The following is a 23100-nucleotide window of genomic DNA, read 5'->3' as shown; positions in this document are numbered from 1 at the left end:
TGTGACCGGAGCGGTCTATTTGATGCCTGTGGTGGCGATGCCCTTGACCAGGTACTTCTGGCCGAACAGGAACACCAGGAAGACGGGCAGGAGGGAGACGATGGACATGGCGAACATCGAGCCCCAGGAGGAGGTGGCGGTGCTGTCCACGAAGGAGCGCAGGGCAACGGGCACCGTGTACATCTCGGGGTCGGTCAGGTAAATCAGCTGGCTGAAGAAGTCGTTCCACGTCCAGATGAAGGTGAAGATCGTGGTTGTTGCCAGTGCCGGCATCATCAGCGGAAGGATGATGCGGGTGAAGATCCGCACATGGCCGCAGCCGTCAATCCGCGCCGCTTCGTCCAGTTCTTTCGGCAGCCCGCGGATGAACTGCACCATGAGGAACACGAAGAACGCGTCCGTGGCAAGCAGCTTGGGCAGCACCAGCGGAATGAAGGTGTTCACCCAGCCCAGCTCCGAGAAGATGATGTACTGCGGCACGATGATCACGTGAATGGGCAGCATGATCGTCATGAGCATGATGGCGAATAGCAGGTTACGACGGCGGAATTTCAGCCGGGCGAAGGCGTAGGCGGCCATTGAGCAGGACACCAGGTTCCCGATGATCGAGCCGACCACCACGATCATCGAATTGATCATGTAGTGCCCGAACGGTGATTGAAGGGCGTTCCAGCCTTCCGTGTAGTTGCTGATCTCGAAGGTGGTGAGCCAGAGGCCGGCCTCCCGGAAGATCTCGTCATTCGGCCGGAGCGAGCTCACCAGCATCCACAGCAGCGGGTAGAGCATGATGATGCCGAAAGCGATGAGCACAATGTGCTTCAGCAACCGGCTCCCGGTGCTTCCGCTCAGTTCCTCGTCGTTTCGCTTCTTCCGGCGGACCGGCGGTGCCGCTTTTGTCGGCGTTCGGGTGGCCGCAGGGGCTGTGTTGGTCTGGGGCGCGATATTAGTCGTCATAGAACACCCACCATTTCGAGGCGATGAAGTTGATGAAGGTGAAGGCCGCAATGATGAGCAGCAGCAGCCACGCCATGGCCGAGGCGTACCCCATATTGAAGTTGCCGAAGCCCTGTTGGTAGAGGTACAGCGTGAAGAACATCGTTGAGTCCGCGGGGCCGCCGGTGCCGCCGGAAACGACGAACGCCTGGGTGAACGACTGGAAAGCACCGATGATCTGGAGCACCAGGTTGAAGAAGATGATTGGGGTCAGCAGCGGGGCCGTGATGGTGGTGAACTGGCGCACCTTCGATGCGCCGTCCATTGCCGCTGCCTCGTAGTACATGGTGGGGATCTGGCGGAGACCGGCCAGGAAGATCACCATCGGTGCGCCAAACGTCCAGACGTTGAGCACCATCAGCGTGCCCAGCGCAGTGGAGGGATCAGCGATCCACCCCATGCCCTCGATACCGACCAGTGCCAGAAGCTGGTTGATGAGCCCGGAGGTTCCGAAGATCTGCCGCCACAGCACTGCGATGGCAACGGAGCCACCGAGCAGGGACGGCAGGTAGTAGACCGAGCGGTAAAAACTCAGGCCCCGCATGCCGCGGTCCAGGATCAGAGCAAGCGCCAGTGCTGCAATGAGCTGGAGGGGAACGGAGACAAAGACGTAGAGGAAGGTCACTCCCAGGGAGTTCTGGAGCCGGGTGTCCTCGAACATCCGAAGGTAGTTGTCCAGTCCGGTCCATTCCGGTGGCTGGAGGAGGTTGTAGTCGGTGAAGGAAAGGTACAGCGACGCCGCCATGGGGCCGATTGTGATGAGGGCCAGGCCCACCAGCCAGGGAGCGAGGAACAGGTAGGAAACCAGCTCCTCCTTCCTCTCGGCAGCTGTCAGCTTCCGCTTCTTTCCTCGCGGCTCTTTCTTCAGCCGGGACATCTCACTCAGAGCTGACATCACCGCTCCTTTCCGCGATCTGGCGGGCGCATTCCGGCGCCGCCGCGAACGCGTCGTTCGGAAGCTTCATGGGAACCTTCTGTCGGGTTGTAGGGCTCTTGCTGGCAATCCGAGAAAACGCTTTCTCAGGACTGCAAACGACCCTAGTGTGTGATGCACCACACGTCAAGGAAAACGTTTTCCAGTAGGGCTCACGCCGTCACACGCCATCGCAATTGCCGGCCGGACCTTATGAAAGGGAGGGAATGATCAGTTGCTGAGGGAATCAGCCAGAAACGTCAGGGCGTCCTGAAGCATGTCAACAGTGACCACATGGCCGGCGTCGTACCAGGATCCGGTATAGCGACCCGGCGCATCGTGCGCGAGGGCACCCAACACCGCGTCGGCGTCGTGCATGCCCTGGGGTGTGAAAAGTGGATCCTCACCGGCGTACTGGACGAGGTAGCGGCACGCGGTGTTGACGGCCGTGAGCTCCGGCCAGTCGAACAACCGCGACAGCCCCGGAGTGGCGAGCAGCCACGAGTGAGCGTCCAGGTGGGAAGGAGCGAGGCCCTCGAAGGTGGTCATCATGCAGCAGACGACGGCGGCACACACCTGAGGCGCAAGGGCCGACAGCACCAGCGCCCGGCCTCCGCCACCCGAGAAACCGCCGACGCCGACACGTTCCTTCTCGACGCAAGGCAGGGTGCGCAGGACATCCAGCGCAACCAGATCTTCGAAGGCCACCATTCCGGCGTAGCTGGTGCCGAGCAGGCCTGCGGTCTTCGCGATTGTGTGTTCGTGGAGGGCCGCAGCGGCGTTGTACTCCATTGATGGCGTTGGCTGCACGCCTTCCTGATGCCAGAGCGCCCGCCGTGCGTCGAGCCCCTCAGCTACGCGTTCCGGTGGCGGATTGAGCAGGAACCGCCGGCTGCCCCAGCTGAAGGAATCGTGAACGAGCACGGCGAAGCCTGCGCGAGCCAGGTCGTTGGCGACGGCGTGGCCTGAGTAGAGGTTCCGCTGAAGCGCGTCCACGTCGGCGCTGGTCTCAGCGCCGGCGTCGATCAAGCGCTCTGCACCCAGCCACTTGTTGCCGGCATGACAGTGCAACCACAGAACGCCGGGAAGGGGGCCCTTCGTTCCTGCAGGCGTCAGCAAGTAGCCCTTCGTGAGGGGACCGTACGGCAACTGCCACTCCAGTTCCTGCAGCTCGACGCCGTCGAACACTTGAGCGCGGCGCACCGTGACGGGCGGTGCGGGGATGGGTGCGGGTACGCCGAGGGCTTGGGCAAGACTGGCGCTCGCGGTGTTGTGTCCCTCGTGTCTACCGAGTTGCCGCAGAGCTGCGGGCCAGTCCTCGAAGCCGGCGATCGGGCTCGGGGTTGGCGTCATCGACGGTCCGCGGAGCATGAGGTGGGCCGGGCCACGAACCCGGCGGCCGGGTCTCCCAGGACCATCATTGACCATCTGCCGAGAATGAGCCGGGCCAGTCCTCGAGGCGAATTCGCCTGATCCGGCGCACCTCGCCGAGAGTTCCCCATTCGTCCCGGCCGAGGCGGGACAACGGTTCGAGTAGATCCACACGGGGGTGATCGCCGTCGAGCACCTGTTCGGAGACGGCTGCGTGGACCACCTCACCCAGGATCAGGGTGCAGTTCCCCACGGGAATGAGACTGTGCAGACGGCACTCCAGCGCAACGGGAGATTCGTATACGCGCGGTGTGCTGATCAGGGTGCTCGCCTCGCGTTGCAAGCCAGCGGCGTCGAACTCGCTCACCTCCGGCTCGAACGCGGTGCCCGTTGCGTTGACGCGCTCGAACAGGTTCTCCGGCGTGAAGTTCACGGTGAATTCGCCGCTTGCACGGATGTTTCGCAGGCTGTCCTTCTCGCCGACAGACGTGAACTGGATGATCGGGGGGTCTGTTGACGCGACGGTGAAGAAGGAATGCGGTGCGAGGTTATCGACACCGTTCGCCGACCGCGACGCCACCCATGCTATGGGCCGCGGCACAACCGTCGCTGTCAAGAGTTTGTAGAACGCGGCGGCTGAGTGCTGGTCGCGATAGAAGTCCCTGCGCATGTACCGAGCCTAAGGTGCGGCGGTGCAGCATCCCACTGGATTGCGGGTTTCACTGGGAATGTCCAGACACTCCCAGTGAAACCCGTTCTTGAGGGGGACGCTTGGCATCAAGCACGCGAGGGAAGGCTTGCAAGCAGTTCATCAAGGCGCTCATAGCCCTCGGTCATGCCGCCTTCCATGCCGGACTGCGCCATGCCGTCCCGGGCCTCCTGGGAGGGATAAACGGAATGGCCGACGAGCTTGCAACGCCCGCCGCCCAGGTCCTCAAAGGTCAGGAACTCAATGCTGACGACGTCGGGGTAGCCGAGAAACTCGAAGGTCTGGATAGCGAACTCGTTGTCCCGCACGGTGTGGAACACGCCGCTGAAGTCATAGCGCTCACCGTCCGGGCTGACATGGGTGTAGCGGTAGCTACCGCCGGTGCGGAAATCATAGTGGTCGATCTCCGCCTTCATTCCGCGAGGCCCGAGCCAGTTCGCGATCATCGCGGGATCCCGGTGCGCTTCGAAGACGGCTTCGACCGGGAAATCGAACTCCCGCTCGACGTCAATGTAGGGAACGCCTTCCGGCACGGAAAGCTTCAGTGGATTGCTCATGGTTGGTCCTTGGGTGAATGGCCATCTCTGGCCTGAGATCCGAGTAGATCATCGAGTGCGCGGAACTGGCTCTCACGGGTAAGCCTGTATTGGTCAATCCACGCGGTGAGCGACTCCAGCCGTGCGGGGTTCAGGTGCACGGGGCGACGCTGGGCATCACGCGAGCGGGTTACCAGTTCAGCCTGTTCAAGGACCTGAATGTGCCTGGAGATTGCCTGCTTGGTGATGTTGAACGGTGCAGCCAACTCGTTGACGGTTGCCGGGCCCCGGCTGAGATGAGCGATGATGCTGCGGCGCGCCGGGTCTGCCAGAGCCATGAAGGCCCGATCCAGACGATCAGCGTCCACGTCCATGGTCAACTATTTCCTTTATCAACAAATTGGTTGAATACAACGGTAGACCTGCCGCGTCACAGAGTCAAGGATCGTTCCCGGCACCGGGGCGGACGCAGGGGCCTTACCTCGTGAGCAGTGTCTCAAGATCCAGTGGTGCTGACCCGGTGAGTTCCTGCACCGCCGTCGTCGTCCGTTCCAGCTGGCCGGAGGCAATCGCCGTGTAAGTGCTGACCCACGCGTCCAGCTGCCAGTCCGGCACACCATAAGAGGCGCGCGAGGCATAGGCTTCCTCCACCGTCTCCTCCTCGTAGCGGGTTGCCCGGCCGGTCACCCGCGTGATGATTGCGGCAACCTCGCTGAGCGAGAGGGCTTCGGGGCCGGTGAGATCCCAGGTCCGCCCTACGTGCGCCTGCGGATTTCCAAGCACGACGACGGCGGCACGCGCGACGTCTGTCCGTGCCACTGCTGCCACCCGGCCGTCGCCGGCAGGTCCGCGCAGTACGCCTTCGTTCCCAGCGAAGAGGGGCAGTACATCGAGGTAGAAGTTGTCGCGAAGGAATGTGTAGGCCATCCCGGAGTTGCGGATGTGCTCCTCCGTTGCCCAGTGGTCCCGGCCCAGCGTGAAGGTTGCGTCCGGCGCGGCGGCAAGGAAGGAGGTGTAGACGATGTGCTGAATACCGGCTTCGGCGGCGGCATCGATGAAGGTACGGTGCTGATCCACGCGGTCCTGGGCTTCGGCGCCGGACACCATGAACAGCACCTCACTCCCGCGCAGCGCCTCAACCGCGGCCTCCCGCTCGGCGTAGCTGGCCTGGGCAAGCTTCGCTCCCGGCAGATCGGGCGCCCGCGCCGGGTCCCGAACAATGAGTTTCTGTTCATATCCTGCGCTGGACAGGAGGCGGGCTACTTCGCCGCCGACGTGTCCGGTTGAGCCGGTAACTGCGAGTCGTGGAGTCATGTTGGGTGAAGCGCGTGATCAAGCTCCAATATTCCGAATTCATCAAGACTTTCCCGCGGCGAAAGATGGACGACGAAGGGACGTCGTCCGTAATCCCTACCGTGGAGCGGTGTCCAGACTCTATGTCGCAATCGGTGATTCCTTCACGGAGGGAGTGGGGGACTGGGACTCCCGCTATCCCAACGGCGTCCGTGGCTGGGCGGACCGTGTTGCCAAACAGTTGAGCAAAAAGGACTCGAGCTGGCGCTACGCCAATCTTGCGATCAGGAGCAAGCGGCTTCGACAGATCGTCGACGAACAGCTGCAGCCTGCACTCGACCTCCACCCCACCGTTGTCAGTGTGTACGCCGGCGGAAACGACATCCTCGAACTGCGCGCGAGCATCACCCCGCTCATGGAGACCTACGAGGAAATGGTGTCGCGTATTGCGGCGGCTGGTGCCCGCCCGCTCCTCTTCACGGGCTTTGACGTGCGGCTCCACCCGGTCCTCGAACCGATGCGACGCCGGAACTGGATCTACAACGACCACGTCCGCCGGATCGCCGAGACGTACGGCGCACTCCTTGTGGATTACTGGTGCTTCGATGAGTATCACGACCCGCGTTTCTGGGACATCGACCGGCTCCACATGTCACCGGCAGGCCACAGGAACATGGCCGCCCACGTACTGCGCGAGCTCGGCATCGACCACACGCTCACGTCCAAGCCCCTGCGTCCCCGGCAGCGGCTGACCATGACCGAGCTGCTCCGCCGGGAATCAGTGTGGTGGGGCGAGTGGGTGATCCCGATGTTCGGACGGCGCCTGCGCAACGTGACCCTCGGAGATGACCTTGAACCGCGTTGGCCGGTGCCCATCCGCCCCGCAGACGGGTTGAAGCGGCTGGCAGCTGAACATGCCGCACGCCGTGCGTGCAGGGACTAGCACGACGTGCTTTGGCCTCTTTTCCGTACACTGGATTGATCATGACTTTCATCAACAAGTACCGCACCCCGATTGTCTGGCTCGTCGTTATCGCCATGGTGGCCTCCATCGGAGCCGGCTTCTTCGTCACCATTTTCTAGAGCTACTTTCGCTGCACTCACCACAGGCGGCCGGCACCCGGAACCTGAATCCGCAGCCACCGGTATCCGTAGGCGGGAAGTTCCACCGTGAGCGTCTCGCCCGGCTGGATTTCCGCGCGGGTGTCCTCGAGCAGGTCCGTGAGGATGCCGCCACCGCTCGGCACATCGCCGTCGTTCAGTTTCACCGATACTTCGGCGGGCTCGGCCGCAAAGTTGTGGAAGATGAACAGGGAGTTCTCCTCCCAATCACAACGGTGGGCCAGCACAGCGGGGTTGGGGGTGTCGATCAGCGAAAAGGTTCCCCAGCCCAGCTCAGGGCATTCCCGGTAGCGGCGGATCAGGATGCCCATGAAGCTGAGCAGGGAAGACGGATCTCGCCTTGCGGCCACCACGTTGACTTGGCCGGGCCCAAAATCGCCTTCCACGAGAGGTGCCACCAGCTTGTCCGGCGGCGCGGAGGAGAAGCCTGCGCTGTCCTCATCTGTCCATTGCATCGGGGTGCGTACTGCCAGCCGGCCCTCGGCTGCCAGGTTCTCGCCCATCCCGATCTCCTCGCCGTAGAAGAGCACCGGCGTCCCGGGTAGGGAGAACAGCAGCGAATACACCATGCGGATACGCTGCGGATCCCCGCCCAGCATGGGAGGGAGCCGCCGCTTGAGGCCGCGGCCGTACACCTGCATGTTCTTCTCAGGTCCGAAGGCGTCGAAAACTTCCTGCCGTTCGGAGTCCAGCAGTTTGTCCAGGGTCAGCTCGTCGTGGTTCCGGACAAATGTGGCCCACTGGCTGTCGGGATCGATCGAGGGCCGGTCCGCGAGAGTACGTGCCAGCGCGCGCGCATCGCCCCGGGCCAAGGACAGGTACATCTGCTGCATGGTCACGAAGTCGAACTGCATGTTGAGCTCATCAGCGGCATCCCCGAAGAACTCAACCTGCTGCTCATAGGGCAGATTGACCTCACCGAGAAGCACCGCGTCACCGGTGCGCCGGGAGAGGAACCGGCGGAGGTTGCGCAGGTAGTCGTGCGGATCCCCGGCCTGATGATCAATGCCCTTCGTCTCGAGGAAGAACGGCACAGCGTCCACGCGGAATCCCGAAAGGCCGAGTTCCAGCCAGAAGCCCATTGCCTTGGCGATCTCGTCGCGGACGATGGGATTCGAAACATTGAGGTCCGGCTGGTGCGAATAGAAGCGGTGCAGATACCACTCACCCGTCTTCCGGTCCTTGCTCCAGATGGAGTTCTCCTTGTCCGGAAACACCACCTCGCTGGAGGTATCCGGCGGCGGGTCTGATCGCCAGACATAGAAGTCGCGGTAGGGGTTGTCCTTCGAGGATCGGGCCTGTGTGAACCAGGGATGCTGGTCTGAGGTGTGATTGACCACCAGATCCGCAATGACGCGCATCCCGCGGTCCTTGGCAGTACGGATGAACTCCACCAGATCGCCGAGGGAGCCCAGCCGCCCATCTACGCCGTAGAAGTCCACGATGTCGTACCCATCATCACGCTGCGGCGAAGGATAGAACGGCATCAGCCAGATGCACGTAATGCCGAGTTCGGCGAGATAATCCAACCGCTGGGCAGCCCCGGCGAAGTCACCCACGCCGTCGCCGTCGGAATCACAGAACGTCTCGATGTCGAGGCAATAGATGACGGCGTTCTTCCACCAGAGGTCCGAGGTGTCCGTGACGCGCATCAGCGGACCTCCGGCAGGACATGCTCGGCAAAGGCCTCAATAAACGGCTTCTGCTCCGTCCCCACGTAGTGCAGGTACAGCTCATCGAAGCCGAGGTCTGCGAACTCCCGCAATCGTTGGGCATGGACCGCGAGATCTGCTGAGATTTGTACGGTGCTTCGAAGCTGCTCCTCGGTGACTTCCCGGGTTGCCTCCTCGAAGTCGGACGGGCGGGCGAGATCCCACGTAGTGGGTGGGGTCAGGGAGTTTGATCCCCATTGGACGCGCGCCACCTCGAGAGCTTCATCCTCGGTAGGTGCCCAGGAGAGGTGTACCTGAAGGATGAGTTTGCCCTGGCCGCCGTTGCTCCGGTAAGCAGTGATCATTTCCGTCAGCTTCTCGTGCGGCTGGTTCACGGTCACCAGTCCGTCAGCCCAACCGGCGCTCCGCGCCGCGGTTTCGACACTCACGGCCGGGGCTATCAAGGGTGGTTTGACCTCCGGCGCATCCCAGAGCCGCGCCTGTTCTGCGGTGACCAGGCCGCGGTGGGTAACCTCCTCGCCGTCGTGCATTCGGCGGATGATGTCTATGCACTCCTCCAGGCGCTGCTGTCGGATCTCTTTGGCGGGCCAGGAATCGCCCGTGATGTGTTCGTTCAGATTCTCCCCGCTGCCCAGCGCTGCCCAGAAACGGCCGGGAAACATGCTCGCCAGCGTGCCGCTTGCCTGCGCGATTATGGCGGGGTGGTAGCGCTGGCCGGGGGCAGTGACGACGCCGAAGCGCAGGTTGGTGGTGGCAAGCGCGGCTCCCAGCCATGACCAGGCAAAACCTGAGTGACCCTGGACCGCGGACCACGGCTCAAAGTGGTCGGAGCACATAGCGGCGTCGAAACCAGCCTGCGCAGCGAACTGCACATCGGCGAGGAGCTGTGCGGGGGCTATCTGTTCGTGTGAGGCGTGAAATCCGATGAGGGGCATGCGCGGACCTTTCCATTGGCGGCTCTTGAACGGGTGAACCGGTCCGTCCTAGTGTGATCAGTAGGCTTAGCAATATGTGTCGAGCCTAGCTGTACTGCAGAGAGCCCCTCAAGGGTGCTGCCCAAACTTCCATATGTACCAGGAGGAAAGCATGAGCGATCAGTACACCTTCCAGAACCCTGTGACCCGGTTTCCCGAGATCTCTCCGCCCAAGCAGGACCAGCCGGAGCCTGGGCTCGACCAGCAGCTTGAACCACAAAGCGACCGCGGGGAGGAGTCGTACCGCGGCACCGGCCGTTTGGAAGGCAGGAAGGCGTTGATCACGGGAGCGGATTCCGGGATCGGCGCCGCCGTGGCTATCGCCTTCGCTCGGGAAGGCGCCGACGTCGCACTCTCCTACCTCCCGGAGGAAGAGGCGGACGCCGACGAGATTGTGCGCCTGATTGAAGAGTGCGGCCGCACGGCGGTAAAGCTGCCCGGCGACATCAAGGACGGCGAGTTCTGCAAGGAACTGGTGACAAGCGCGGTGGAGGGCCTGGGCGGCCTCGACATCCTCGTCAACAACGCGGGCAAGCAGATCGCGGTGGAGCGGCTTGAGGACATCGACGACGAGCAGCTTGACCACACGTTCAAGACGAACATCTACTCGTTCTTCCGCATCACTCGGGAAGCGCTGAAGCACCTGCCGGCCGGGTCGAGCATCATCAACACCACGTCGATCCAGGCCTACAACCCGTCGCCCACCCTCCTCGACTACGCCAGCACCAAAGCTGCAATCAACAACTTCACCAAGGGCCTCGCCCAGCAATTGGCGCCGCGCGGCATCCGCGTGAACGCCGTCGCGCCCGGTCCTTTCTGGACACCGCTGCAGGTCTCGGATGGGCAGCCGAAGGATGCTCTGCCCGAGTTCGGAAAGTCCACCCCGCTGGGACGTGCCGGCCAGCCCACCGAGCTCGCGCCCGCGTATGTCTTCCTTGCGTCGCCCGAGTCGAGTTACGTGCTTGGCGAAACCCTGAACGTCAACGGTGGGAGCCCGACGCCGTAACCCGGCTTGTGCGCGCCGCTGTGGGGCCGCTCTGCAGCATCGGAGAAGAGAGCATCCGGAGTGATTCCCGGGCGGGGCCGTCTCAGTCGGGGAAACGGGACGGCCCCGCTCGGGGGGGCTCTGGCAATGCCAGTGCCGGCAGGAGGAGAAGGTGGTCTCGCCCTCCTCTGTCCTGCGCCTTCACTATGGCGAACGCACCTTGGGAAATTCTTGGAACGCCTTCGCAGCGAAAATAAGTGTGCTTATTACTTCCCTTCCGTCGGGGGCTCGGGTTAGCGTCGAAAAACGAGGTTCCGCGGTCTCCAGCCCGGACAGATGAGTTGGCCGAACAGATCCGGAGCCACAATCACGGAGGTATCCCCGTGTTCTTTCACAAGCAGGAACTACAGTTCAAATCCACACCCGACAAGCCAGACGCCGTGTACGCGAGGAAGCTGCAGGAGGTTCTCGGCGGGCAATACGGCGAGATCACCGTCGCAATGCAGTACAGCTTCCAGGCGTGGAACAGCCACATCCCGGGCAAGTACCGCGACTTGCTGTTCGGGATCGGATCGGAAGAATTCGGCCACGTCGAGATGCTGGCGACCATGATCGCCCAGCTGCTGGAAAAGGCGCCTCTGGGTATCACCGACGACGCCGTCCAGTCCGATCCTGCGATTGCCGCCGTCGTCGGTGGTACTGACATGCAACAGGCGATTGTCGCCGGCGCGGGCGCGCGGCCGGTGGATAGCATGGGCAACCCCTGGTCCGGCAGCTACATCACCGCGAGCGGCAATCTGCTGGCCGACTTCACGGCCAACGCCAATGCCGAGATGCAGGGCCGCCTGCAGGTTGCCCGGCTCTACCACATGACCGATGATCACGGCATCCGGGACATGCTCTCCTTCCTCCTCGCGCGTGACACCATGCACCAGAACCAGTGGATCGCGGCGGCTCGTGAGTTGCAGGAAGAAGGCTCGGAGAACCTTCCTGTGCCGAGTAATTTCCCCCTCAAGAAAGAACACCGAGACGTTTCCTACCAGTACTGGAACCTCTCCGATGGGAAAGCGGCCGCCGAGGGTTCCTGGGCCTCCGGTCCTGCGCCGGACGGCAAGGGCGAATTCACGTACCACGACGGACCCACGACATCGGCGCCGATGCCGCCGCCCACCCATCCGGATTCTCGGTTCTACGGAACGACTGAACTGCCGAACACCATGGAGAAGATGGCCGGGAGCATGCAGGACAAGCTGAACAAAGAGTAGGTTCCACCTTCGGTTGAACAGCCCGTCATGCCTTGTGCGGCGGGCTGTTCCGCGTGCGCACGTCCTAAAATAAACAGCAGGCTTAGTACTATGGTGGTGATGGGGACGACGTCGTCGGCCCACCGGGTAGAAAGGGGTTTGCCATGAAGAGTCCTGAACCACGCGGGGTCGCCAGCGCGGCATTGGTGGAGTTGCTCCCGCAGGCACCGGATGGTGAGGCCATCGGGACCCTCCAGAAAGCAGTGCGTGCCGGGCTTGGCAGTTCTGCCGGAATACTGGCAGATGAAGACCTTCAGCTGGCCCTCTTTTGCCTCTATGAGCTGCACTACGGCGGCATCGACGGAGCGCACTCCGCCTGGGAGTGGGAACCCGGCCTTCTTGCGGTCCGCCTGGAGATGGAGCGGGACTTTGAAGCTGCCCTCCGCGCCGCAGTGGAGCTTCCCTCGCTGGAGCCGCGCGACAGCGAGGGCGTGGCAGCCGTTCTGTTCGAGCTCACCGCGGGTGATACTGGCCCGAGCGTGTCCCGGTTCGTTGCGAAGAAGGCAACCCTTGAACAGGCGCAGGAGTTCCTGATCCACAAATCTGTCTACCAGCTCAAGGAAGGCGATCCGCACACCTGGGCCATCCCGCGGCTGAAGGGGCGCGCCAAGGCGGCAATGGTGGAAATCCAGGCGGATGAGTACGGCGGCGGGCGGCCGGACCGCATGCACTCGGCGCTCTTCGCGCGCACCATGCGCGGCGTGGGACTTGATGACACCTACGGCCGCTACATTGACGCTGTGCCGGCCCTGACCCTCGCATCCTCCAACATGATGTCCCTGTTTGGGCTGCACAGGCGGCTGCGCGGCGCCATTGTGGGGCATCTCGCAGCGTATGAGATGACCTCGTCCCAGCCCAACCGTCTGTATGGCAACGGGTTCCGGCGGCTCGGATTCGACGAGGACGTGACCTGGTACTTCGACGAACACGTCGAGGCCGACGCCGTCCACGAGCAGATCGCCGGGCGGGACCTCGCGGGCGGATTGGTGGAGGCCGAGCCGGAACTGCTCGAGGACGTCTACTTCGGAGCAACGGCTGCCCTCACCCTCGACGGCATGCTGGGCGAGCACATCATCGCCAGCTGGGAGAAAGGTGAATCGTCCCTCCGGGTCACCGCGCCCGTTCCGGTATGACACGGCCCGCAGCAACCTACATCCTGCCCCTGCGGTGGACTGAGGACTGCGGCCTGGCCGCGCTCGCTGTATACCTCGGAGAGGTTGCGCAGCAGGCTGAGGTGCTCGTAGTGGACGGATCGCCGGCTGAACTGTTCCACCGGCATGCAGCGGCCCTGTCGCCGGCGGTTCGCCACCTCCGGCCCCGGTTCACCTGCCGCAATGGAAAAGTGGCGGGGGTGCTGACCGGACTGGCAGAGGCCTCCTGTGAACGGATCATCATTGCCGACGACGACGTCCGCTACGATCCGCCTGCGTTCCGGCGGATGCTGGAGCTGCTTGACGACGCCGACGCCGTCCGTCCCCAAAACTACTTCCTCGCCCTTCCGTGGCATGCCCGCTGGGATACCGGGCGAACCCTGCTCAACCGCGCCCTGGGCTCCGATTTCCCGGGCACCCTGGGCATCCGGCGCTCCACCCTGAAAGCCACTGACGGCTATGACGGCGACGTCCTGTTCGAAAACCTCGAGCTCCTGCGCACGGTGCGGGCCGCCGGTGGGAAGGAAATTCGCGCGGATGACCTGTTTGTAGGGAGAGTCCCGCCTCCCGTCCGTCATTTCCGTCGGCAACGGATCCGGCAGGCCTACGATGACTTCGCTCAGCCGCCGCGGCTCCTCCTCGAGCTGTTCCTGCTTCCCGCGCTGTTCCTGCTGGTGCGCCGCTATGGTGCGCTTGCCGTCCCGGCGGTTGCCGCCGTCGTCATCGGTTTGGCGGAGACAGGACGACGACGGCGGGGCGGCAGGCTGGTTTTTTCGGCGACAGCCGCCCTGTGGGCACCGGCGTGGATGGCTGAGCGAATGCTGACCGTCTGGGCGGCCCTGTTTCTTCGCCTGACCGGCGGAATTCCCTACGCCGGATCGAAACTGGCGAAGGCCGGGAACTCACTGCGCTTTCTGAGGCTTAGACACGCGGAAGTAAGGCTGCCGGGCCACAGCGTGCCCTTGTGGGGCCCGGCGGGCTTCGCTACCGTCAAAGAGGACCCATCGATAAGCGCGCTGGTTCCGTCCGGCAACCAACACGCCCAGCAATCTTCACCGAGACACTGGAGGCGAGTGCATGACCAAGAAGGACCGCATAGCTGAACCATGGGGTACGCGGACCCCATATGCGTCGGGTGAGCAGTGGCCCATACGGGTGGACATGCACTTGGAGGAAGGCCTGAGCGCGGCGAACGTCGATCGCTGGGTGCAGACTGCCTCCATTCTTCACTCCAACGGTGATGCACTCGACATTGCCGTGAAGGATGACCGTATCGCCGGCGTTCGCGGGAGGGCTGATGATCGTGTCAACCACGGGCGACTCGGGCCCAAGGACCTGTATGGCTGGCAGGCCAACTCGTCTCCTGACCGGCTGACCAAACCGCTCATCCGCAAGCGCGGCAAGCTTGTCGAGACGGACTGGGACACCGCGATGGACAGGATCGTGGGGAAAACCCGGGACCTGCTCGACGAGCAGGGAGCCAGCGCAATCGGCTTCTACACCACGGGCCAGCTGTTCGCTGAAGAGTACTACACCCTCGGCATCGTCGCCCATGGCGGGCTCGGCACCAACCACGTGGACGGCAACACGCGCCTGTGCACGGCCACTGCGGCCGCCGCCCTCAAGGAATCGTTCGCGTGTGATGGCCAGCCCGGTTCCTACACGGACATTGATCACGCCGATGTGATCGCACTCTACGGCCACAACATGGCAGAGACGCAGACGGTGCTCTGGACGCGGGTCCTTGACCGCCTTGCCGGTCCCAACCCGCCGCAGATCATCTGCGTGGATCCCCGCCTGACCCCGGTGGCCAAGGCGGCAACGGTACACCTCGCTCCGCGCCCGGGGACCAACGTGGCCCTCATGAACGGGCTGCTCCACGAGATCATCGAGAACGGTTGGATCGATTCCGACTACATCGAGGCGCATGCAGTCGGCTTCAGCGAACTCGAGAAGCGGGTCAAGGAATACCCGCCGGAGGTTGTGGAACACATCTGTGATGTGCCGGCTGACAAGATCCGGGAAGCTGCACGGATCATCGGACAGGCCGAAAGGCTGCTCTCCACTGTGTTGCAGGGCTTCTATCAGTCCAACCAGGCCACGGCCGCAGCCGTTCAGGTCAACAACATCAACATCATCCGTGGAATGCTGGGCAAGCCCGGCTGCGGAATCCTGCAGATGAACGGCCAGCCAACCGCTCAGAACACCCGCGAGTGCGGCGGTGACGGGGACTTTCCCGCATTCCGCAACTGGTCCAATGACGCCCACGTGAAGGATCTCGCGAAGGTCTGGAACGTGGAACCCATGCAGATTCCGCACTACTCGCCGCCGACGCACGTAATGCAGATGATGCGCTACGTCGAGGACGGATCCATCCGCATGCTCTGGGTCAGCGGAACTAACCCGGCTGTGTCACTCCCGGAACTGCAGCGGGTGCGTTCAATGTTGACGCAGGACCGCCTGTTCCTGGTGGTGCAGGACATCTTCCTGTCCGAGACCGCGCAGCTGGCTGACGTTGTCCTTCCTGCGGCCACGTGGGGAGAGAAGACCGGTACCTTCACCAATGTGGACCGTACGGTGCACCTCTCTGAGAAGGCCGTCGATCCGCCAGGGGAGGCCAAGCCCGACCTCGACATCTTTCTCGACTACGCGCGCCGGCTGGACCTCCGCGACAAGGACGGCCAGCCGCTGGTCAAATGGCATGACCCGGAATCCGCATTCGAGGCCTGGAAGGAATGCACGCGTGGCCGTCCGTGCGACTACACCGGCATTACCTATGAAAAGCTCCGCGGAGGCTCGGGAATTCAGTGGCCCTGCAATGAGGAGAACCCGGAGGGTTCCGAACGCATCTATGCCGACGGCAAGTTCTGGAGTTCCCCGGAGTACTGCGAAAGCTACGGGCGTGACCTCGTGACCGGTGCGCCGCTTGAACCCGACGAGTACAAAGCCATGAATCCTGAGGGCAAGGCGATCATCAAGGCGGCTGAATACATGCCGCCGCATGAGATCCCAAGCGAGAAGTACCCATTCCAGCTCATTACCGGCCGAACCCTCTACCACTTCCATACCCGGACCAAGACGGCGCGAGCTCCGCAGCTCCAGGCCGCCGCTCCCGAGGTATGGGTGGAGATGTCAGACCACGATGCCAAGGCGTTCGGTATCTCAGAGGGAGATCAGACCCGTGTGTCCACGCCACGCGGGTCTGTTGAGGCGAAGGTGAGGATCAGCGGCATCCGCGACGGCGTGCTGTTCCTGCCGTTCCACTACGGCTACTGGGACACGGACGGGGGTCATAAGCCGGACAAGGCCGGCCGGGCGGCAAATGAGCTGACAATTACTGACTGGGATCCGGCGTCGAAACAGCCGATCTTCAAAACGGCGGCAGCAACCATCCGGAAGCTCAAATCCGGCAAAGGGCATTCGGCAGCGCCGACAACGACGGCGTCTGCTCCCGTCCGCCCGATCGGGTGGGAAACGAAGGGCTCGCATAACGCCGAGGCCCAGGAGACGCTGAATGGCGCTGGTACGGGAGGGCAACGATGAAGATCGGTCTGGTACTCCACGAGCTGCATCGCTCGGAGAATGACCTGGCACTTGAACTGCTGCAGGTCTCCGAACGCAACAAGGTGGATCATGAGATCTACCACCTGGGCAGGGACCTCGCGAGGTGGTCACAGGACCACGTCCGGGAGATCGCCGAGATCGGCAAGAACTATGGCCAGAAGCTTGATCCCGAACCGCGGCAGGAGTTCAACCTGGCTGAGAAAGTGCGCGAGGCAGGCAGCGATATTCTCGGGCGGCGGAGCGCCCCGGCATTGTTGATGCTGCGTGACCTGCGGGAAATCTATATGAAGGCATCCGGTGTATCAGCGGACTGGGAGATGCTCGCCCAGGCCGCGCAGGGGATCAAGCACACGGATCTCCTCGACGTGACGAAGCGGTGCCATCCCCAGACGCTGCGGCAGATGCGCTGGGCCAACGCCATGTTGAAGGTGAACTCTACGCAGGCGCTGATCAGCTAATCCGCCCAAGAAATTGTGCAGCTCCGGTGGGCCGACATCGTCGGATCCCACCGGAGCTGCACAAAACTTGCCCTTGCGCTACCGGTTGTCGATGGCGTCGTAATCCGTGCGGTCGATCTTGCGGTGATACCGCATACCGGCCAGGCCACCCAGCACCGCACCGGCCAACGCTGCAAGCAGCGCCACAACGACGGCGATGATGCCGGCCGTGGTGAGCGTGCCCTCATTCAGGGGCAGGCGGGGGAAGCTGTTCAGGTTGGCCAGGACATCGAACTGCGATCCGAAAATCAGGCCGAGAATGGCAACGAGGATGGCAATGATGATGGCCCACAGCCACACGGCAATGCCCTGCTTGGCGCCGTTGAAGCGGGCCATGCGCCCTGCAACGTATCCGCCGCAGTAGTAGGCGACGAGCAGTATGACAAGCAGGATGATCGCACTTGTGATTCCGACCGTCTGGGCACTCTGTGATGCCTGGTTGGTTGCCTCATTCAGGCTGGTGTTGGTCGACAGGCCGAACGCCGCGCCTGCAGCCGCTACCAGTGCGGTGAGAATGACAGCCATGCCGGTGGCTGTCAGCCAGCCGAAGAAGGCGGCGCCGAACTTCATGCCGCCGAACGTCTCTTTCTCGCGCTGGTGAAGCGCATCCCGCTCCGCTCCGACGGGAACCGGCGTGACGGCGCGGTCGCGGTCATAATCCCGATTGGCGTCGGGATCGAGGTCCCTTCCACGACGGTCGTGGTCCTTCCGGTCACTGGTGTGTGACACGGGTACGGCCGCTGTGTGGCTCGAGCGGTCATCGCGCTGGGAGCGGTCGTCAACGCCGTCGTTATTGCGGTCAACGTCCATCGCCCGGGTCTCGGCCTCTGGCGTGCGCGCGTCGGAGCGCCGGGAATCACCGGCGTCCAGAGGGGCGGACTCATCCGCATGTTTGGGGCGGTAGTCCCGATCGTTGTTCCCTGTTCCTGGTGTACTCATGGTGCCTCCTGATGTCAGGGCCCTAAGGCGACTTCATAAGCAACCTTAGTATTACGACGTTGTGCATACAAGGGCGCCGCTCCGCGCGGTGGCATGCTTGGGGGTATGGATTGGGAAATTCTTGTCACCGTGATCTGCGGGTTGGCCATCGCCGTCGGAGTGGCTGGCGTGGTCATCCCCATCCTCCCCGGCAGCATTCTCATCATCGGTGCGCTGTTGGTGTGGGCTTTCACCGTGACGAGCGGTCCCGGCTGGACTGCGCTCGCCGTGGGCGGGGTGTTCGCTCTGGCCGGACTCCTGGCGGGAACCATATTGACGGGGCGAAAGCTGCGTCAGCGGAAGATTCCGGGGCGGTCCATCACTGTAGGGCTGGTGCTGGGCGTCGCGGCGATGTTCGTCATCCCGGTGGTGGGATTGATTGTCGGATTCGTTGTTGGCCTGCTGCTCAGCGAAACCGCAAGGCTGCGCGATTTCAGGGCGGCTGTAACCTCCAGCGGCGAGGCCTTGAAGGCTCTGGGCCTTGGAATCGTGGTGGAACTCCTGCTTGCGTGCGCGGCGGGCAGCGCATGGATCCTTGCCGTCTGGGCACATTTCGCCATGCGCTGACCCGCCACGGAATGAACGCCTACCGCCGGTAGCCGCGGTTCTTCCCGCGCGTGTTCTTGGCGTTGGTTTGGCCCTGTTGGCGCTTGCCGAGCAGTTTCGATGCAAGGACCGGTGCGAGCATCCAGAGGATTTTCTTCAGCATGTTGTTCCGCCTTTCGTGGAATGAACCTCCATGGTAAGCACACTGATCAATTCTGTGCGGGATCGACGGTGACGAAATTCCTGAGGGCCTCGAGTTGCGCAAGCCTGCACTCGGGCTTCAGATACATCATGTGACCGGCCTCGTGGTAGTGGTGCGAGATCCTTGCCCGAGCCTCATCATTGAGCGCCATATGGGCGAAGACGTACTCGGCCGCGAAGTGCGGAGTGGCGCCGTCCTGGTAGCCGTAATCCACGTGTACCCGCAGCGCCGGATTGTGGACCATGAGCCGCTCAAGCACGTCACTGACGTCAACGGGTGCGCCTTCGAAGGTCCGGTAGCTCCAGGGCTGGACCCGCGCGGTAAGGATCTCGTACGGGAGGTCATTCTCATACCCAAGCTCGGCGCGCACGTAGTGGTTGATCGCCGCCGCAAACGGCCCTGTGATGGCGCGCATGCTCGGATCATCCGTGGAGCTGGAGGACTGCGGGTTGGCCGGCGGCGCTGTGAAGCGCCCATCGATCCGCCCCACTGCGAGTCCCTCCGCCCGCAGGAGCTCAGCCGCGAATTCGTGGTACGCCCAGCGCAGGTTTGTGCGGCGGATGAAGCCCTCGTCGAGGGTGGTGAGCGCGCTCAGGCGGGTGACGGCGTCGTCGTACTCGGGTTGGGTGAGCCGGGCGCCCTGACTGAGGGCATAGCCGAAATCGCGGGAGGCGTACTCCTCCGCCTCGCGAACGACATCGGTGAGCTCCCTGCCGGGGTGGCGGCCGTGATAGTGGGCGATCGCCGCGTAGGTGGGGAGGTGGAGTGCATACGGGGTGTCGCTGCCCGGGAAGAAGCGGAGTGTTGACATGTTGAGCACCGTGGAAATGAGGCCGAGGCCGTTGACCGCCATGCCATAGGCATCGAACAGGCGGCCGGCAACGGCGACCGCCCGAAGGGTTCCGTAGGACTCGCCCACGAGGTACTTGGGCGAGAGCCATCGATTGTTGCGCGTAGTCCACAGGCGGATGACTTCCGCCACGAGGTCGCGGTCCTCGACGAAAGCGTGGAACTCGTCGGTCTTCTCACCCTCGATCACCCGCGAAAAGCCTGTGCTCACCGGGTCAATCAGAACGAGGTCGCTGTGTTCGAGGAGGGTCTCGGGGTTGTCAACGAGACCGAAGGGCGGGGGAGTCATCGCCCCGACATCACCTGAGTCCACACGGCGTGGTCCCAGCAGTCCGAGATGGAGCCAGACCGAAGAAGAACCTGGACCGCCGTTGAACGCGAAAGTGACCGGCCGCTCAGAAGTGCTGTTGTCCTTGGTGTACGCGACGACGAAGATCTCGGCCTTCGGCTTGAACCCCTCCGATTTGCCGTCTTTGGTTTCTTCACGCCGCAGAACTAGCCGGCCGGTGGTGGTGGTGTATTCGAGGCCCGCGGCAGCGGTGTGCTGCCGTGTCACGAAGTCGTCGCTGACTTCCTTGACGGCGTCGGGCTCCGTTTTCTCGACGGTGGTATTTTCAGTTGCGAATTCTTCTGTCATCCCTTGAGCCTATCGGTGGTTACGGAAGGCAACTACCCCCGTTTGGAAGTTTGCATGGTCGGTTCGACGTCAGCGCTCCATAGATGATTCTGTTCCGGACGGGCGAAGAAGAGCGCTGCGATCAAACCGATGACGACGACGGTTCCAGGCAGAAGCAGCGACTCACCCATGGCTGCCGCATACTCCGCCGACCGCGCCGGTGTGCCCACGGCACCGTTTGCCGCCAGACGTGCCTGCATGATTGCCGCGATGCCCGCACTTCCAATCACGGCTCCCACCTGCCGCGTGGTGTTGTAGACGCCGGATCCGGCGCCGGCGAGCGACGGCGCGAGATTGCGTGTGGCTGTCAGCGAGACCGGAGCCCAGATGCCTGCGCTTGCCAGGCCGATCAGCGCGAGAGGCAGCAACAGCAGCCAGATAGGGGTGGTCGGTGTGAGCAGTGACGCGAGCCAGAACAATGCAACTGCCATGCCGGTGAAGCCGAAAATGGCCATGTACTTGGGGTTTCCGCGTTGGACGAGCTTTCCGATGAAAGGAGCCAGCGCACCGGAGATGATCGCCATGGGGGCCAGCAGCATCGCAGCCTGCGTGGGTGAGAGGTTGCGAACGTTCTGCGCATAGAGCATGAGCGGCAGGCTCATGGTTGTGATGGTGAAACCCATGGCTGAGATTGCCGTATTGGCGAGCGAAAAGTTGCGGTCACGGAAAAGCTTCAGCGGCACCAGCGGTTCTTTGCGGTTGTAGCGCTGCCACACCAGGAAGGCAGTGAAAAGCACGGCACCGGTGATGATGAGGGACCACACTGAAATGGGCCCGGCAATAGGACCCCAGCTGTAGGTCTGACCCTCCTGAAGACCGAACACCAAGCAGAACATTCCTGCTGCACTGAGAACCACGCCGAGGAGGTCGAAGGAGTGGTTTGTGGTGGTCAGGTTTGGAACCAGGCGGTAGGCCAGGAAGAATCCGATGACGCCGACAGGCAGGTTGACGAAGAAGATCCATTCCCAGCCGAGCGTGTCAACAAGGACACCGCCCAGAATGGGGCCGGCAAGAGTGGCGATGCCCGCCACGGAGCCCCAGAGACCCATGGCTGAGCCCCGTCGGTCCGGAGGAAAGATGCGGGTGATGACGGACATTGTCTGGGGCGTCATGAGGGCCGCGCCCAGCCCCTGGAAAACGCGGGCGAGGATAAGTAGTTCGATGGTCCCGGCGAAACCGCACATGGCGCTCGAAGCAGTGAAGACTGCCAGTCCGGCGAGGTAGATCCGGCGGGGCCCGAACCTGTCACCCAACCGTCCCGTGACCAGCAGCGGCACGGCGTAGGCAAGGAGATAGGCGCTCGTGACCCAGATGGCGCTGTCTATGTCTGCCTGCAGGCCCTCCATGATGGCGGGCGTGGCGACAGAGACAATGGTGGAGTCAACGAGGATCATGAAGAACCCGATGACGAGCGACCATAGCGCCGGCCAGGCCCGGATCTCCGGAGCGGAGGATTGCATGATTCGAGGGTACAGCCGGGCTCTGACAGTTGGTTCTTGTCCCGCATGCTGAGGTATCTTGGTTGCTCCGGGGCTTTAGCTCAGTTGGTAGAGCGTTTCGTTCGCAATGAAAAGGTCAGGGGTTCGATTCCCCTAAGCTCCACTTGTTCCGCGTGATGGCGCGGTTCTCCAGCTTCGGCGGAATTGATAGCCAGCTCCGCATACCAGTAATCGACCAAAAACTCGTCGCGTCTAATCCTTGTTGCTGGGCGGAAAGACTTCGATCGCATGCTTCGACGGTAGCTCGTTTCTCCTCACTCGGTCTATATACGCATCCTTCAGTCAGGGTGCCTTTACTGGTATCGCAGTCTTCGTAGACTGGTGACTGGGAGGGGCCGATTATTCAATTGCCGGCGGATGAGGGCAACTCCGGTATGCCCGACTGAAGAAATCAATGATGAAAGCGGCGTAGACCTACCCGGAGCGCGTGCGGACCTAGGTCAGGTCCGCCACCCATAGCCGATTTTGGCGCAGACATCACGGCAGGTCACAGCCACTCGCCCCCAAAAGGCCGGGATCCTTGAGCCACGTCAGGGCAATAAGCCCACTTTCCCTGCCGACACCAAAATTCTAATTGACGGAGAGCGGTAGGGGTGGTCTTATCCATCGCCAATGGCCCCAAATGTTGCGATCTTGTTGAGTCGCTGCGCCTTTCGCTATCGTTCCAGGAGGCAAAAGGAACTGCGGGTAGGCTCGTGAGAAGTTGGAATGGGGCGGTCCCCTTGCAGGAAGATGAAAGGAAGGAGATTGCATGTTCTCGTTTAAGCAGTGGCTGGAATTTGTCGACCAGCTAATCGTATCGACCGAGTCTGGCACCCTTGATTGGCTTCAACCGGAAGATAATGATCCAGCTCGGCTGTACTACGCGAAGCTAAACGACACGCACGCGGTGCATCTCTATTCCTTAAACCACGATGGGGAAGCAGACTTTTCTATCAGCATTCAAGAGTTCGTCGAAGGCGGCGGACATGGCCAGGCGCTGGAGGAAATCGAGACCGATGCACTCCAGAACACTCGGGACCCGGCAGGGGAAGCCGTTGACGAGAAGCTCCAGGTTCTCTGGGACACCGTAGTCCGCAAGATCACTGAACCTGACGAAAAATTCGAGGAGATGGTCAGTAACGAGCTGCATCGCACTCTCATGCAGGGGTTACGCGGGACATAACCCGTGGCGCTGGGTCCTTCGGCTTCCTTCTTGGTGCTGCCCGGACGCCAAGGGCCATCTGGGGTCTACCCGGTACCTTTCATGGCTGACACGGCTGCAT

Annotated in this window: 22 protein-coding genes and 1 tRNA gene; 10 read left to right on the top strand and 13 right to left on the bottom strand. The window is 62.6% G+C overall.

Features of this window, described 5'->3' with window-relative positions:
• Positions 1 to 15 precede the first annotated feature (15 nt).
• From ABFX19_RS04260 to ABFX19_RS04230, 7 genes are all read right to left on the bottom strand, one after another.
• Positions 16 to 954, bottom strand: coding sequence for a carbohydrate ABC transporter permease (locus tag ABFX19_RS04260; protein ID WP_346027610.1), 939 nt, complete (start codon positions 952 to 954; stop codon positions 16 to 18).
• Positions 944 to 1888 carry a carbohydrate ABC transporter permease gene (locus ABFX19_RS04255; RefSeq protein ID WP_277358899.1) on the bottom strand — a complete coding sequence of 315 codons (945 nt, stop codon included), beginning with the start codon at positions 1886 to 1888 and terminating at the stop codon, positions 944 to 946. Before ABFX19_RS04255 ends, ABFX19_RS04260 begins: the two co-directional genes overlap by 11 nt.
• 249 nt (positions 1889 to 2137) lie before the next feature.
• Positions 2138 to 3259, bottom strand: coding sequence for an alpha/beta hydrolase family protein (locus ABFX19_RS04250; protein WP_346027609.1), 1122 nt, complete (start codon positions 3257 to 3259; stop codon positions 2138 to 2140).
• Positions 3260 to 3323: 64 nt separating this feature from the next.
• Positions 3324 to 3947, bottom strand: a complete 624-nt coding sequence (locus ABFX19_RS04245) for a flavin reductase family protein (RefSeq protein WP_346027608.1) — start codon at positions 3945 to 3947, stop codon at positions 3324 to 3326.
• Between the two features lie 107 nt (positions 3948 to 4054).
• The gene (locus ABFX19_RS04240) at positions 4055 to 4543 is read right to left on the bottom strand and encodes an SRPBCC family protein (protein ID WP_056545077.1); all 489 of its coding nucleotides are present in this window, start codon (positions 4541 to 4543) and stop codon (positions 4055 to 4057) included.
• A complete protein-coding gene (locus tag ABFX19_RS04235; protein WP_277358902.1) occupies positions 4540 to 4896 on the bottom strand; it encodes an ArsR/SmtB family transcription factor in 357 nt (118 codons plus the stop codon). Before ABFX19_RS04235 ends, ABFX19_RS04240 begins: the two co-directional genes overlap by 4 nt.
• A gap of 103 nt (positions 4897 to 4999) precedes the next feature.
• The gene (locus ABFX19_RS04230; RefSeq protein ID WP_346027607.1) at positions 5000 to 5836 is read right to left on the bottom strand and encodes an SDR family oxidoreductase; all 837 of its coding nucleotides are present in this window, start codon (positions 5834 to 5836) and stop codon (positions 5000 to 5002) included.
• A gap of 109 nt (positions 5837 to 5945) precedes the next feature.
• Between ABFX19_RS04230 and ABFX19_RS04225 the strand changes: the two genes are divergently transcribed.
• Positions 5946 to 6758 (top strand): SGNH/GDSL hydrolase family protein, encoded by an 813-nt coding sequence (locus ABFX19_RS04225; protein ID WP_346027606.1) that lies wholly within the window; start codon positions 5946 to 5948, stop codon positions 6756 to 6758.
• Positions 6759 to 6915: 157 nt separating this feature from the next.
• Here the strand turns inward: ABFX19_RS04225 and ABFX19_RS04220 are convergent, their stop codons facing one another.
• Together ABFX19_RS04220 and ABFX19_RS04215 are read right to left on the bottom strand one after the other, a co-directional pair.
• On the bottom strand, positions 6916 to 8589 hold the full coding sequence (locus ABFX19_RS04220) for an alpha-amylase family protein (RefSeq protein WP_346027605.1): 1674 nt from the start codon (positions 8587 to 8589) through the stop codon (positions 6916 to 6918).
• Entirely contained in the window at positions 8589 to 9545 is a 957-nt protein-coding gene (locus ABFX19_RS04215) for a TIGR03885 family FMN-dependent LLM class oxidoreductase (RefSeq protein ID WP_277358906.1), read from the bottom strand. The genes ABFX19_RS04220 and ABFX19_RS04215 overlap by 1 nt, the downstream gene beginning before the upstream one ends.
• Positions 9546 to 9696: 151 nt before the next feature.
• On the opposite strand from ABFX19_RS04215, the gene ABFX19_RS04210 reads away from it, so the two are divergent.
• The 6 genes from ABFX19_RS04210 (at position 9697) to ABFX19_RS04185 (ending at position 17046) form a co-directional block, all read left to right on the top strand.
• Positions 9697 to 10590 carry an SDR family oxidoreductase gene (locus ABFX19_RS04210; RefSeq protein ID WP_277358907.1) on the top strand — a complete coding sequence of 298 codons (894 nt, stop codon included), beginning with the start codon at positions 9697 to 9699 and terminating at the stop codon, positions 10588 to 10590.
• 362 nt (positions 10591 to 10952) lie between these two features.
• Positions 10953 to 11834 carry a manganese catalase gene (locus ABFX19_RS04205; RefSeq protein WP_346027604.1) on the top strand — a complete coding sequence of 294 codons (882 nt, stop codon included), beginning with the start codon at positions 10953 to 10955 and terminating at the stop codon, positions 11832 to 11834.
• Between the two features lie 143 nt (positions 11835 to 11977).
• Positions 11978 to 13006 (top strand): iron-containing redox enzyme family protein, encoded by a 1029-nt coding sequence (locus ABFX19_RS04200; protein ID WP_346027603.1) that lies wholly within the window; start codon positions 11978 to 11980, stop codon positions 13004 to 13006.
• On the top strand, positions 13003 to 14127 hold the full coding sequence (locus ABFX19_RS04195) for a glycosyltransferase family 2 protein (RefSeq protein WP_346027602.1): 1125 nt from the start codon (positions 13003 to 13005) through the stop codon (positions 14125 to 14127). The genes ABFX19_RS04200 and ABFX19_RS04195 overlap by 4 nt, the downstream gene beginning before the upstream one ends.
• Entirely contained in the window at positions 14102 to 16567 is a 2466-nt protein-coding gene (locus tag ABFX19_RS04190) for a molybdopterin oxidoreductase family protein (RefSeq protein WP_346027601.1), read from the top strand. The genes ABFX19_RS04195 and ABFX19_RS04190 overlap by 26 nt, the downstream gene beginning before the upstream one ends.
• Positions 16564 to 17046 (top strand): hypothetical protein, encoded by a 483-nt coding sequence (locus ABFX19_RS04185; protein WP_346027600.1) that lies wholly within the window; start codon positions 16564 to 16566, stop codon positions 17044 to 17046. Before ABFX19_RS04190 ends, ABFX19_RS04185 begins: the two co-directional genes overlap by 4 nt.
• A 78-nt stretch (positions 17047 to 17124) precedes the next feature.
• On the opposite strand, the gene ABFX19_RS04180 is transcribed toward ABFX19_RS04185, so the two are convergent.
• Complete coding sequence (locus tag ABFX19_RS04180; RefSeq protein WP_277358913.1) at positions 17125 to 18024, bottom strand: hypothetical protein; 900 nt, start codon at positions 18022 to 18024, stop codon at positions 17125 to 17127.
• 105 nt (positions 18025 to 18129) lie between these two features.
• On the opposite strand from ABFX19_RS04180, the gene ABFX19_RS04175 reads away from it, so the two are divergent.
• Positions 18130 to 18630 (top strand): DUF456 domain-containing protein, encoded by a 501-nt coding sequence (locus ABFX19_RS04175; protein ID WP_346027599.1) that lies wholly within the window; start codon positions 18130 to 18132, stop codon positions 18628 to 18630.
• A gap of 19 nt (positions 18631 to 18649) precedes the next feature.
• On the opposite strand, the gene ABFX19_RS04170 is transcribed toward ABFX19_RS04175, so the two are convergent.
• The 3 genes from ABFX19_RS04170 to ABFX19_RS04160 are packed head-to-tail and all read right to left on the bottom strand — an operon-like array spanning position 18650 to position 21796.
• On the bottom strand, positions 18650 to 18772 hold the full coding sequence (locus tag ABFX19_RS04170) for a hypothetical protein (RefSeq protein ID WP_346027598.1): 123 nt from the start codon (positions 18770 to 18772) through the stop codon (positions 18650 to 18652).
• 46 nt (positions 18773 to 18818) lie between these two features.
• On the bottom strand, positions 18819 to 20297 hold the full coding sequence (locus tag ABFX19_RS04165; RefSeq protein WP_346027597.1) for a S10 family peptidase: 1479 nt from the start codon (positions 20295 to 20297) through the stop codon (positions 18819 to 18821).
• Between the two features lie 32 nt (positions 20298 to 20329).
• Entirely contained in the window at positions 20330 to 21796 is a 1467-nt protein-coding gene (locus ABFX19_RS04160) for a DHA2 family efflux MFS transporter permease subunit (protein WP_277358917.1), read from the bottom strand.
• Positions 21797 to 21865: 69 nt separating this feature from the next.
• Here ABFX19_RS04160 and ABFX19_RS04155 point away from each other — a divergent pair.
• Together ABFX19_RS04155 and ABFX19_RS04150 are read left to right on the top strand one after the other, a co-directional pair.
• A tRNA-Ala gene (locus ABFX19_RS04155) sits at positions 21866 to 21938 on the top strand.
• Positions 21939 to 22586: 648 nt separating this feature from the next.
• A complete protein-coding gene (locus tag ABFX19_RS04150; RefSeq protein ID WP_346027596.1) occupies positions 22587 to 23000 on the top strand; it encodes a hypothetical protein in 414 nt (137 codons plus the stop codon).
• Positions 23001 to 23100 lie beyond the last annotated feature (100 nt).

The organism is Arthrobacter parietis (assembly GCF_039530425.1).
In the GTDB taxonomy this organism is placed as follows: domain Bacteria; phylum Actinomycetota; class Actinomycetes; order Actinomycetales; family Micrococcaceae; genus Arthrobacter_D; species Arthrobacter_D parietis.
This window is presented reverse-complemented; position numbering and strand designations above follow the sequence as displayed.

Bases quoted from the DNA above. Each gene is read 5' to 3' on its own strand.
- ABFX19_RS04260 (WP_346027610.1), bottom strand. From the start codon at position 954: ATGACGACTAATATCGCGCCCCAGACCAACACAGCCCCTGCGGCCACC.
- ABFX19_RS04255 (WP_277358899.1), bottom strand. From the start codon at position 1,888: ATGTCAGCTCTGAGTGAGATGTCCCGGCTGAAGAAAGAGCCGCGAGGA.
- ABFX19_RS04250 (WP_346027609.1), bottom strand. From the start codon at position 3,259: ATGACGCCAACCCCGAGCCCGATCGCCGGCTTCGAGGACTGGCCCGCA.
- ABFX19_RS04245 (WP_346027608.1), bottom strand. From the start codon at position 3,947: ATGCGCAGGGACTTCTATCGCGACCAGCACTCAGCCGCCGCGTTCTAC.
- ABFX19_RS04240 (WP_056545077.1), bottom strand. From the start codon at position 4,543: ATGAGCAATCCACTGAAGCTTTCCGTGCCGGAAGGCGTTCCCTACATT.
- ABFX19_RS04235 (WP_277358902.1), bottom strand. From the start codon at position 4,896: ATGGACGTGGACGCTGATCGTCTGGATCGGGCCTTCATGGCTCTGGCA.
- ABFX19_RS04230 (WP_346027607.1), bottom strand. From the start codon at position 5,836: ATGACTCCACGACTCGCAGTTACCGGCTCAACCGGACACGTCGGCGGC.
- ABFX19_RS04220 (WP_346027605.1), bottom strand. From the start codon at position 8,589: ATGCGCGTCACGGACACCTCGGACCTCTGGTGGAAGAACGCCGTCATC.
- ABFX19_RS04215 (WP_277358906.1), bottom strand. From the start codon at position 9,545: ATGCCCCTCATCGGATTTCACGCCTCACACGAACAGATAGCCCCCGCA.
- ABFX19_RS04210 (WP_277358907.1), top strand. From the start codon at position 9,697: ATGAGCGATCAGTACACCTTCCAGAACCCTGTGACCCGGTTTCCCGAG.
- ABFX19_RS04200 (WP_346027603.1), top strand. From the start codon at position 11,978: ATGAAGAGTCCTGAACCACGCGGGGTCGCCAGCGCGGCATTGGTGGAG.
- ABFX19_RS04195 (WP_346027602.1), top strand. From the start codon at position 13,003: ATGACACGGCCCGCAGCAACCTACATCCTGCCCCTGCGGTGGACTGAG.
- ABFX19_RS04190 (WP_346027601.1), top strand. From the start codon at position 14,102: ATGACCAAGAAGGACCGCATAGCTGAACCATGGGGTACGCGGACCCCA.
- ABFX19_RS04185 (WP_346027600.1), top strand. From the start codon at position 16,564: ATGAAGATCGGTCTGGTACTCCACGAGCTGCATCGCTCGGAGAATGAC.
- ABFX19_RS04180 (WP_277358913.1), bottom strand. From the start codon at position 18,024: ATGAGTACACCAGGAACAGGGAACAACGATCGGGACTACCGCCCCAAA.
- ABFX19_RS04175 (WP_346027599.1), top strand. From the start codon at position 18,130: ATGGATTGGGAAATTCTTGTCACCGTGATCTGCGGGTTGGCCATCGCC.
- ABFX19_RS04170 (WP_346027598.1), bottom strand. From the start codon at position 18,772: ATGCTGAAGAAAATCCTCTGGATGCTCGCACCGGTCCTTGCATCGAAA.
- ABFX19_RS04165 (WP_346027597.1), bottom strand. From the start codon at position 20,297: ATGACAGAAGAATTCGCAACTGAAAATACCACCGTCGAGAAAACGGAG.
- ABFX19_RS04160 (WP_277358917.1), bottom strand. From the start codon at position 21,796: ATGCAATCCTCCGCTCCGGAGATCCGGGCCTGGCCGGCGCTATGGTCG.
- ABFX19_RS04150 (WP_346027596.1), top strand. From the start codon at position 22,587: ATGTTCTCGTTTAAGCAGTGGCTGGAATTTGTCGACCAGCTAATCGTA.